Annotated in this window: 9 protein-coding genes; all 9 read right to left on the bottom strand. The window is 65.9% G+C overall.

Annotation, left to right across the window (positions count from 1 at the left end):
- A partial coding sequence (locus tag A8G08_RS05015; protein WP_157108411.1) for an MlaD family protein occupies positions 1 to 479 on the bottom strand: 479 nt, incomplete at its 3' end.
- Positions 476 to 1,537, bottom strand: a complete 1,062-nt coding sequence (locus A8G08_RS05010) for an MCE family protein (protein WP_084435958.1) — start codon at positions 1,535 to 1,537, stop codon at positions 476 to 478. The genes A8G08_RS05015 and A8G08_RS05010, both read right to left, overlap by 4 nt.
- Positions 1,537 to 2,562 carry an MCE family protein gene (locus A8G08_RS05005; RefSeq protein ID WP_068270956.1) on the bottom strand — a complete coding sequence of 342 codons (1,026 nt, stop codon included), beginning with the start codon at positions 2,560 to 2,562 and terminating at the stop codon, positions 1,537 to 1,539. Before A8G08_RS05005 ends, A8G08_RS05010 begins: the two co-directional genes overlap by 1 nt.
- A gap of 1 nt (position 2,563) precedes the next feature.
- Positions 2,564 to 3,949 (bottom strand): MlaD family protein, encoded by a 1,386-nt coding sequence (locus tag A8G08_RS05000; RefSeq protein ID WP_068270953.1) that lies wholly within the window; start codon positions 3,947 to 3,949, stop codon positions 2,564 to 2,566.
- Positions 3,950 to 3,958: 9 nt separating this feature from the next.
- Positions 3,959 to 4,822: an MlaE family ABC transporter permease gene (locus A8G08_RS04995; RefSeq protein ID WP_245672661.1), complete on the bottom strand. Its 864-nt coding sequence runs from the start codon at positions 4,820 to 4,822 to the stop codon at positions 3,959 to 3,961.
- A 1-nt stretch (position 4,823) separates the two neighbouring features.
- Complete coding sequence (locus tag A8G08_RS04990; protein ID WP_425394529.1) at positions 4,824 to 5,675, bottom strand: MlaE family ABC transporter permease; 852 nt, start codon at positions 5,673 to 5,675, stop codon at positions 4,824 to 4,826.
- Between the two features lie 287 nt (positions 5,676 to 5,962).
- A complete protein-coding gene (locus tag A8G08_RS04985; RefSeq protein WP_245672659.1) occupies positions 5,963 to 6,568 on the bottom strand; it encodes a potassium channel family protein in 606 nt (201 codons plus the stop codon).
- Positions 6,569 to 6,599: 31 nt separating this feature from the next.
- The gene (locus A8G08_RS04980) at positions 6,600 to 8,564 is read right to left on the bottom strand and encodes a vWA domain-containing protein (protein WP_068270947.1); all 1,965 of its coding nucleotides are present in this window, start codon (positions 8,562 to 8,564) and stop codon (positions 6,600 to 6,602) included.
- Complete coding sequence (locus tag A8G08_RS04975) at positions 8,564 to 9,952, bottom strand: sigma 54-interacting transcriptional regulator (protein WP_425394528.1); 1,389 nt, start codon at positions 9,950 to 9,952, stop codon at positions 8,564 to 8,566. The genes A8G08_RS04980 and A8G08_RS04975 overlap by 1 nt, the downstream gene beginning before the upstream one ends.
- Positions 9,953 to 10,147 lie beyond the last annotated feature (195 nt).

The raw sequence follows: 10,147 nt of genomic DNA, 5'->3' as shown, positions 1-10,147 counted from the left end.
TCGAGCGCTGCCCCGAGCTGGTCGAAATTCGCCAGGATGCGGTCGAGTTCCACCGGGGTGCGGGTGCGTGCGAGCGGGATGTGGTCGCCGTCCGCCAGCGTCGGGCCACCGGAGTAGGCCGGGGTGAGCTCGACGTGCCGGTTGGTGATCAGCTGCGGAGACACGGTCGCGGCGATGGCCTCTGCCGGGACCTTCACGTTCTTGTCGATGGACATCGCGACCTCGACGTAGCTGCCCTTGGCCTCGATCTTGTCGACGCGTCCCACCGGCAGCCCGAGCACCGAGACGTCATTGCCCTCGTAGACGCCGGCGACGTTCTCGAAGTCTGCGGTGAACCGGATCCGCTCCGCGAGGTACTCATTCGGCAGCGACGCGATGCTGTCGGGCACGAGAGAACACCCGGACATCGCGGCCACCGTCGCGCAGAGCGCGAAGACCTTCCCCCACAGCCGAATCGATCGACCTCGTTGCGATTTCATTTGCACCCCTGCACCACTTGCGCGAAGCACAGCCAGTTGTCCGGGAACAGCCACGGGGCGTACACCTCGCCGTAGGGACCATTGCCGAGCACGTTGTTGAACTGCCGCATGGTGACCGGCATCATCTGGTAAAGCCGGTCGAGATTTTCCCGGTTCTTCTCCAGGCCTTGCGACATCACATCCAGGTTGTCGATCAGCGAACCGAGCTGGTTGTTGTTCTCGGCGCCGAGGTCCTGCAGCATCTTCGACAGCGCCGCCACGTTGTCGAGCAACTGCCGAACCAGATCCTGTCGGAGCTGCACCGCCTTGCCGACCGCCTCACCGCGCGAGAGCAGGACCAGCACGCTGTTGCGGTTGTCCGACACCAGTTCCGAGACCGTGTCGAGGTTCTTCAGCAGCCCGTCGACCTGCTGGGTGCGCTGAGTGATCACCCCGGCCAGCGAGCCGATGCTGTTGACCGCGTCGATGGTGAGGGCCGCCGATCCGCCCATCTGTTCGTTGAGTACGTCGAGAGCGGCGCGCAGTTTCTGCGGGTCGATCCGTTCCAGATGCTCGAACTGAGTCTTGTAGGAGGGGTCGTTTACGACCTTCGCGAGGTTGTACGGCACGTCGGTGTTGCCGAGCGGAATCCGGTTGCCGGGCAGTCCCTTTCCATCGCCCGGTGCGAGATCGATGTGAATGCGACCCAGGATCGTGGACATCTCGATCGCCGCGCGCGCGTCGGGACCGAGCCGAATATCGTCCCGGATCCGGAGCGTCGCCACCACGTGGTCGCCGTCGATGCGGGCCGATTGCACGCGGCCGACCTCGACGCCGCCGACGTCAACCGTGTCACCGGGCCGCATGCCCGCGCCCTGCGCGAACTCCACCTCGACCGATTTGTCGCCCACCCGGATGTAGGACAGCGCGCTCGCGCCGACCAGCAGGACGATCACGGACAGACTCACGGCGATACCGAGCCAGAAATGCCGGTGGGTCTCGAAATCCGGTCGCGGCAGTGCATCTAGACGCTCGTGGATTCCGGCCAGCGTCGGCCCGGTGCGGTCCTTCTTCAACATCACCGGCACACCTCCGAATGCTGGGTACCGCCGACCTGGGAGACAATTCCGCGCGGCAGCAGAACGCCCCACAACGACACGTCGAGGGTGCACAGGTACGCATTGCCGTAGGCACCGAAGCTGGTGAAACGAGCGAGCCCCGTGAGGACTTCCGGCAACTCGATCGCGGCCCTGTCGAGCGCGGCGCCGTTGGCGATGAGCAGTCCGATACCGGTGGTGGCGGTGTCGGACGCACGGGCAATACCCGGCTTCACATCACCGATCATCTGCACGAGCGAGTCGGTCGAGCCGGCCACGGTGTCCACCGAAATTTTCAGCAGCTCACCCTGGCTGTACAACCCGTCGACCAGCGAACGAGTCTGCGCGATGAGCGTCTGCAGCTCGGTACTGCGATTCGCCAGACCTGCGAGCACCACACCGAGGTTGTCGATGACACTGCCGAGAATGGCATCGCGCTCTTCGAACGTCGACGCGAGCCCGGCGGCCTCGGTTATCAAGGCGCTCAACGAGACGCCGTCGCCCTGCAGTGCCTGCACAAGGGTGTCCGCGAGGGAGTTCACCTGGTCCGGTTGCAGCATCGAGAACAGCGGCTGGAAACCGCCGAGCAGCGACGAGATATCGAACGACCCCTCAGTGCGTTCGAGTGGGATTTCGCCACCGTCGGGCAACGGCTCCGCCTCGCCCGGTCCCAGCACGAGGGCGACATACCGCTGCCCGATCAGGTTCTGGTACCGCACCAACGCCTTGGTGTTGCCGTATAGGTGTTGATCGGATTGCACCTTGAACGTCACGCGTGGATGGTTGGCGTCATCGAGATCGATGGACTCGATGCGGCCGACCCGCACGCCGGCCATGCGCACATCGTCCCCGGAGCGCAGCCCGAGCACATCGGTGAAAGTGGCTGTGTACTCGTTCGTTTCGCCGTCGATCGAGCGGAGCAGGGTTGACCACATGATGTAAGTCAGCGAAAGCGCGACGATCGCGAACAGACTGAACATGACGAGCGCCTTGCGTGTTCGCAGCATGTCAGGCACTCCCTTCGACGACGGTGAGCGAGCCGCCGGCAAGGGCGGGCTCGAGCAGCAGCAACTGCGACACGGTGGGACGCGCGCCCACGATCGCGCCGACGGCGGCGGGACCGCGCAGGGCCGCGGCGGGCCGCACGATTCCGGGTAGCTCAAACTTCGGCAGGCCGGGCAGCGCCGGTAGGGCCGGAAGCGGGGGCAGTCCGGGAAGCAGTGGCGCGGCCGGCGGAGCGATCGGCGCGATGACCGGCGCAGGACCCGCAGCGGCGAGCCGCTGCGGCAGCATCTGCGGCGGATACTGTTGCGGCGGAGCGACTGTCGGCACGGTTGGGCCGCCGCAGCGCGGACCGTACAGGTCCCCGTAGTGCGGGCAATCCGCAGCGGTGTACTGCTTGAAGGGTGTGAACGAGACGTCCATGACCCACACCATCTGCTTGCTCGGCCCCCAACTGAATGTCGCGCCCAGCTTGTTCAGGGCAGAGTTGAGGTTGGCCGCCGTGTACGGCAGGGCATCGGGATCGGCGGCGAGCGAACCGAATACCTGATCGAGACCGACGACGAGTTCCTTGCCGGAATCGGGATTGCGGGCGAACAGCGTGTTCACCGTGTCGACCGTGCCGCCCGCACTTGCGAGCATCTCGACGAGGCGATCGCGCCGCGACACGATGGTTTCGGAGCTCTGCACCGACGAGGCGAGCACGTCGACCAACTCCGGTGCCGATTCGTTCAGTCCCGCCGTCGCCGCGCCGAAGTCGCCGAGCAGCTCACCGAGGTCCGGGATGGATGCGTCGACCGAGGTCAACCAGACATCGAGCCGCTCGATCGTCGAACCGGGCACGCGCGCAGCGGGATCAAGTGCATCGGCGAGGGTGGCCAACACGCGGCCCAGTCGTTCGGGCTGGACGCGGTTGAGCACGTTCCGCAGCGTGGTGAGAGTCGACTGCAGCAGCACAGTCGCCTCGCTGTGATCCTCGGTGATCGTCGACCCATCGGTCAGCGCAGGGCCTCCTGCAGGGTTGTCGACCAACTCGACCGCGGTAACACCGAAGATGTTGGCTGGGACGACCCGCGCAGTGACGCTGTTCGGAATCGATTCGGCGAAATGCGGGTCGACCTCGATGTCCACGTGTTGCAACTCGCCCTTGTCGACGATGTCGACCTTGGACACAGATCCGACGATGAGCCCGCGGTACCTCACGTCCGCGTTCGCGGGGAGGCCGTCTCCTGTCGAAGTGAGTAGCGCGGTGACTTCTGTTTGCTCCTCGAATGCGCCCGTATAGCGCAGCCCCAACAGGAAGAGCAGCGAAAGCAGCACGAGGGCGCTGCCAATGCCGGCGACGGTCAGCTGCAGTCCGGACGGTCCCCGTCCGCTCGGGTCCTGAATCATTCCCCGCCCCTAGCCCGAAATCGTGATGCCGGGATCGATGCCCCAGATCGCCAGAGTGAGAAACAGATTCGCGAAAACCACGACGACGATCGTCATTTTCAGTGCGCGCCCGGCGGCGACACCCACGCCCTCCGGCCCGCCGCTCGCGACGTAGCCGTAGTAGCACTGCACGAAGGTGGCGAGCATCGTGAACACAATGACCTTGATCAGCGAGAACCAGATGTCTGTGCCGATCAGGAATTGATAGAAGTAGTGCGCGTAGGTGCCCGCCGACGTGCCGCCCATGAACAGCACGGTGAGTTGCGTTGTACCGTAAGCGATCGCGAGTCCGAGAACGTACAGCGGCACGATGGCCACCATCGCCGCGATCATCCTGGTGGTGACCAGGTACGGCAGCGGCCGGATCGCGATCGACTCGAGCGCGTCGATCTCCTCGGAGATCCGCATCGAACCGAGTTGGGCGGTGAAGCGGCAACCGGCCTGGATCGCGAAGGCGAGTGTCGCGAGGATCGGCCCGATCTCGCGCGTTGTGGCGAACGCGGACAAAGCACCGGTGAGCGGGCTCATCGACAACAGGCTCAGCGCGCTGTAGGACTCCATGCCAACGGTCATGCCACCGAACGCGCACAGCACTGCGATGACGCCGATGGTCCCGCCGCCCACGACAAGGGAGCCGTTGCCCCACGTCACATCGGCGATGAGCCGAGCGACCTCACGCCGATAGTTCTTGACGGTGAAGGGAATCGCCGCGAGCGCCTGGCCGAGGACGATGATCTGATGACCCATGCGCTGCAGGGTGCGATTCGGCGCGAGCACCACCTCGCGGGCGGCGACCAGTGGCGCAAGGACCGGGGAAACATAGGTGCTGGCCAACTCAAACCGCCTGGCTTGGGAAGAGGGTGTTGTAGATCTGCGTGATGATGATGTTGACGGCGAACAGCATGAGTGCGGACGCAACGACCGCGGAGTTCACCGAATTCGCCACGCCGGCCGGGCCACCACGTGTGTGCAGGCCCGTATCGCACGCGATCACTGCTGTGATGACACCGAAGATCATCGCCTTGACCTCGGCAATGATCAGGTCGTTCGCGACCGCGAATGAGGCGAAGGTGTCAATGAACGAACCGGGCGTGCCCGCCTGGACGTACACGTTGAACATGTAGCCGACGAGGAATCCGACGAACACGACGAAGCCGCACAGCAGCGCGCTGACGATGACCGCGGCAAGGATGCGCGGGGCGACGAGGCGGCGCATCGGATCCACGCCCATCACCCGCATCGCGTCGATTTCCTCGCGGATAGTGCGCGAGCCGAGGTCCGCGCAGATCGCCGAGCCCACCGCGCCCGCGATCATCAGCGACGTGACCAGCGGCGCGCCCTGACGGATGATGCCGAGCCCGATCACGGCGCCGATGAATGTCGTCGCACCGACCTGGTTCACGAGCGAACCGACCTGGATCGATACGACAACGCCGACCGGGATGGCGACGAGCAGTGTCGGCGCGGCGGCGACGCTGACCATGAACGCGCACTGCCGGATGAACTCCCCGAACGGGAAGCGACGCGCGAGCATGGAGCGGAACAGCTCGGCGATGGCTGTCGCGCCCATCGCGGCCTGTCGGCCGAGCGTCTCCACCGACCGACGAGGGTGACCGCGCCAATAGCCCTTGACCCACTCCACGGACTCGTCGAGATCGGTCCTGTCCGAAGCGGTTTCGGTCGACACCACGTTCGCCCCACCCCTTTCCGCGCCGGCCGGTGATCCCCCTCATAGGACACGGTGCGGTGTGGAGTGTGTCACAGAACGGTATCGGCACACAAGAGCTAAGTTAACTGGCATTCTCGATCCGGGAATGCTGAATGGACGTCGGGGGCGATACCACGACCCGCTTGGCGGCCACCTACTCACTGGGGCTGGAGCAGTACAAATAGGTCAAGCGACCAGTTGTTAACTTGTGAAATCCGAACTGACGCCCTCGCGCGTCCAGGTCGTTAAATATCCCGCGATTCTTCCTACTGAACCGGTTCGGCCCCGTCCGCGGGCGCCGCCGCGGCCGCGGCGGCGGCGTCTCGGCGCGCGACCCCGTGCTGGATTGCGCCGTAGAGCACGCGTCCGCCGAGTCCGATGATGAGTAGATTGCAGACGATCTGACCAGTCACGACACCGCGCGACAGGTCGGTTGTCGGGGTGATATCACCGAACCCGACGGTGCCGAACACCGTGACCGTGAAGTAGAGCGCCGACATGCGCGTCAACTCCTCGGAGAACAAGCCTGGGTCTTCTGAGGACATCACGAAATAGAGCGCCGAGAAGCCGAGCAGGTACACCGGCAGCGCCGCCGAAAGCCCTTCCGCCGCCTGCAGCACCGGACGGTCCGACGCCATGATTCTGTTGATCTGCCACCACACGACGAGGCCGAACACCACCAGCACGCCGATCAGCATGAACAGATTGAGCCGATCGTCGAACTCCGACAACGGCACGACCGCATACATCACCAGTAGCAGCCCGGCCGTGATCAGCGGCCGGAAAAAAGCCCGCCGTATGAGCGCACGCCGCTGCCGTGGTGTCAGATTCGGGTCGGGCCGAAAAATCAAGCCACCACCATCAGCGGTCACGCTGCGAGCCTAAGGCCCGCAGCGTGCCTCGTCAGCGCTTCCGCAAGCGCATGTAGTCACCGACAACGGCCGCGCCGAGTCCGTCCAGATCGGGCGAGACCACTCGGCCGCTCGCGCGGCGTGCCATCCGGTCCACGAACCGCGCGAGCCCCGGATCGGTACCGAGCTTGAAGAAGGTCACTTGCGCGCCGAGCTTCGTGAGGTTGTCGAGTTCTCGGACGGTCAGTGCGATCGTCCGCATGCTGGGCGGATAGTCGAACTGGGCGTATCCGTCCGGCTCGATGTGTGCGGTCGGCTCGCCGTCGGTCACGACCAGCACGACGGGCTGCGCATTCGGGTTGCGGCGAAGGTGCCGTCCCGCGAGCATCAGCGCGTGGTGCAGGTTGGTGCCTTGCTCGTAGGCGCCGTCGAGCCCGGCCAACTCGGACGTGGTGAGCGTCCGCGCGTGGCGGCCGAACCCGATCAGCTGCAGGTGATCGCCGCGGAACCGCGTCGTGACAAGGTGATTGAGGGCGAGCGCGGTGCGCTTCATCGGCACCCAGCGGCCCTCCATCACCATCGAGAACGACGTGTCGACGAGTAACGCAACTGCGGCCTGGGATCGCTGCTCGGTCTCGGTAACCTCGACATCGACCACCTCGAGCCGCACCGGCACGTGCCCCGGATTACGCAGCACCGCATTGGTGATGGTGCGTGTGACGTCCCACGGTTCGGTGTCACCGAATTCCCAGGGGCGGCTCGCGCCGGTTGGCTCACCGAGCACGCCGGACCGGCGGTTCTCCCGCTGCCCCGCTCGGCCGGACAATTGGTCCGAGACGTCGCGCAGCGCCGCCTCGCCGAGCCGGCGCATTGCCTTCGGCGACAACCGCCACTGCCCGTCCGCACCCTTGTCCAGGAAACCCTCGCGCTGCAACGCCTTTTCCAGCTCGGCGAGAGTCTTCAAGTCGGCAACTGCTTCGTCGCCGAGATGGCGCGCCAGCGCGTCGAGGTCCACGTCGTCGAGCTGCGCGCCCGCGTACTGCTGGCCGAGCTGATCCCCGAGTTCCTCGAGCTCCGCGATCTCCTGCAGTGCGGCGGTGCCTTCGCCGAGCCCCATCGGATTGTCGCCGCGGAACCGCTGCGAGGACTCCCAGTCCTCACCGGGCCGCGCCGAGCGCAGGTTCGAATCGAGCCGATCGAGCTGCTGCATGAGCGACGGGCTGCCGAACGCCTGCTGCGCGAGCGCGTCCAGTTCCGCGCGCTGGTCCGGGGTCAGCGAATTTCGCAGCCGTTGCGCCGCAGCGGCTCTCGCGGCGAGCGAGTCGATAAGCTCCTCGACATTCTGCGGGTTTTCCGGGAAGAATTCGCCGTGCTTGTCCATGAACTCGCGGAACTGCTCGTCGGTGTCCTCACCGCGGGCATGCGAGTCGAGCAGATCATTGAGGTCGTTGAGCATCTCGTTGATGCGTTCGCGGTCTTCGTCGGTGGCGTTCTCGAGCGCCTGCTTCATGCCGGAGAATCGCTGGTCCAGCATCTCCCGACCGAGCAGATCGCGGATCTTCTCGTAGTTCTCCCGCGCGGCGTCGCTGCGCCAGTCGTAGTCCGAAAGCTCCTGCACCGCTTGGGCCGTCGACGGCGGCAGCTCAGCCATTTGCATCTCGGCGAAGCGCGCGTCGTCATCGAGCGCGCGTGCGAGTTCCTTGCGCTCCTCGAGTACCGCCGCATCGAGCAGCTTCCTTACCTCGGCGAGCGTGCCATCGAGGTTGTTGCGCTGCAAAAACTCCCGGCGGCGCTGGTTCGCCTGCTGAGCCAGCTTGTCGAGACCCCGCATCCGGTCGGTGCCACGGCGCAGCAACTCCTGCAACGCCCGCCGCGGCGATGCCCCACCCATCACGTCCTCACCGATCGCGTCGAGCGCCTCGCGCAGATCGACCGGCGGCGCGAGCGGGTCGCTGCCGTCGTAGGGGACGTAGCGCGCCGCGGGTCCGTGTGGCCAGCGCACCGACTCGGCGCTCATCAGCCGTACACCAACTGCCCGTCGTCACCGGCGACCTTGGAGATCCGGCGCGCGAGATACAGACCCTCCAAGGCCATTTCGGCCGCGGCGGCGCGCTCGCCGTCGGAGTTCGCGCCGAGCCGCTTCGCTACCTCGTCGAGCACGGCCAGCTCGGGAAGCTCGGCCAGCAGCGCCTTGGCGGTGATTCGCTCACCGGTGATCACCGGATCACCCTGATCCACCGCCGCGACGAGCGGGGCAAAGTCGATGCCGCCCAGCCGTTCCCGAGCCGTATCGGCCGTGGCGCGGCGAAGGAGGTGCTCGAGCACCTCGATCTCGCGCCCTTCTTCACCGGACTCGAACTCGATCTTGCCGCGCAGTACCTCGATCACGGTGCCCAAATCGACCGGCCGGGCAACGGGTTCGGCCTCGGACAGAATCGCGCCGCGATGCACCGCCGACGCCGCGACCGTCTCCGAAGCGGCGATCGCGAACCGGGCGGAGACACCGGAACGCTGGTCCACAGAGGTCGATTCGCGCAGCAGCTGAGTGAACCGCGCCAGCACCTCGAGCAGATAGTCCGGCACCGTCGCGTCGAGATGCGATTCCTGCCGGATGACGGCGATCTCATGGTCGAGGATCAGCGGATAGTGCGTGCGAATCTCGGCGCCGAATCGGTCCTTGAGCGGGGTGATGATCCGTCCGCGGTTCGTGTAGTCCTCCGGGTTCGCGCTCGCGACCAGCAACACATCGAGGTCGAGGCGCAGCGTATAACCACGCACCTGGATGTCGCGCTCCTCCATCACGTTGAGCAACGACACCTGGATGCGCTCCGCGAGGTCGGGCAACTCGTTGATCGCGACAATGCCGCGGTGCATTCGCGGCACGAGACCGAAGTGAATCGTCTCCGGATCACCGAGGCTGCGGCCCTCGGCCACCTTCACCGGATCGACGTCACCGATCAGGTCCGCGACGCTGGTGTCGGGAGTGGCCAACTTCTCCGCATAGCGCTCGCTGCGGTGCCGCCAGGCCACCGGCAGGTCGTCACCGAGTTCGGCAGCGCGGCGGACCGAGGCCGGCGAGATCGGCTCGTACGGGTGCTCGCCCAGCTCGGAGCCCTCGATCACCGGCGTCCACTCGTCGAGAAGGACGCTCAGCGTGCGCAGCAGACGAGTCTTGCCCTGACCGCGCTCACCGAGCAGCACCACATCGTGCCCGGCGATGAGCGCACGCTCGAGCTGCGGGATAACGGTGTCCTCGAAGCCGACGATGCCCTGCCACGGGTCACGCCCATCGCGCAGCGCGGCGAGCAGGTTTTCCCGAATCTCCTGTTTGACGGAGAGCTGACGATGCCCACTCGCGCGGAGTTCACCGACGGTGGCGGGCCGATCCTGAGTTGCGGTCACCATTACAAACTACGAGCGATCCGTCCGAGCGGCCACTGCCAGCCCCACCCTGATCGAAACGACGCCGGCGGACACAGCGCTCCAGGATCGCCGACTCGTCGTCGGCGACCTCGAATGCGCGGCCTCAGCCCGCGAGTAGCCCCTGCACGACGGCGACGATCGCCGCCGCGAACTCGGGCAACTTGCCGAGCAGCTCAT

This window comes from Aldersonia kunmingensis, assembly GCF_001646865.1.
GTDB lineage: Bacteria > Actinomycetota > Actinomycetes > Mycobacteriales > Mycobacteriaceae > Aldersonia > Aldersonia kunmingensis.
This window is presented reverse-complemented; position numbering and strand designations above follow the sequence as displayed.

What these genes read in the sequence shown, in the direction of transcription:
- A8G08_RS05010 (WP_084435958.1), bottom strand. Translation starts at nt 1,537, where the DNA reads ATGTTGAAGAAGGACCGCACCGGGCCGACGCTGGCCGGAATCCACGAG.
- A8G08_RS05005 (WP_068270956.1), bottom strand. Translation starts at nt 2,562, where the DNA reads ATGCTGCGAACACGCAAGGCGCTCGTCATGTTCAGTCTGTTCGCGATC.
- A8G08_RS05000 (WP_068270953.1), bottom strand. Translation starts at nt 3,949, where the DNA reads ATGATTCAGGACCCGAGCGGACGGGGACCGTCCGGACTGCAGCTGACC.
- A8G08_RS04980 (WP_068270947.1), bottom strand. Translation starts at nt 8,564, where the DNA reads ATGAGCGCCGAGTCGGTGCGCTGGCCACACGGACCCGCGGCGCGCTAC.
- A8G08_RS04975 (WP_425394528.1), bottom strand. Translation starts at nt 9,952, where the DNA reads ATGGTGACCGCAACTCAGGATCGGCCCGCCACCGTCGGTGAACTCCGC.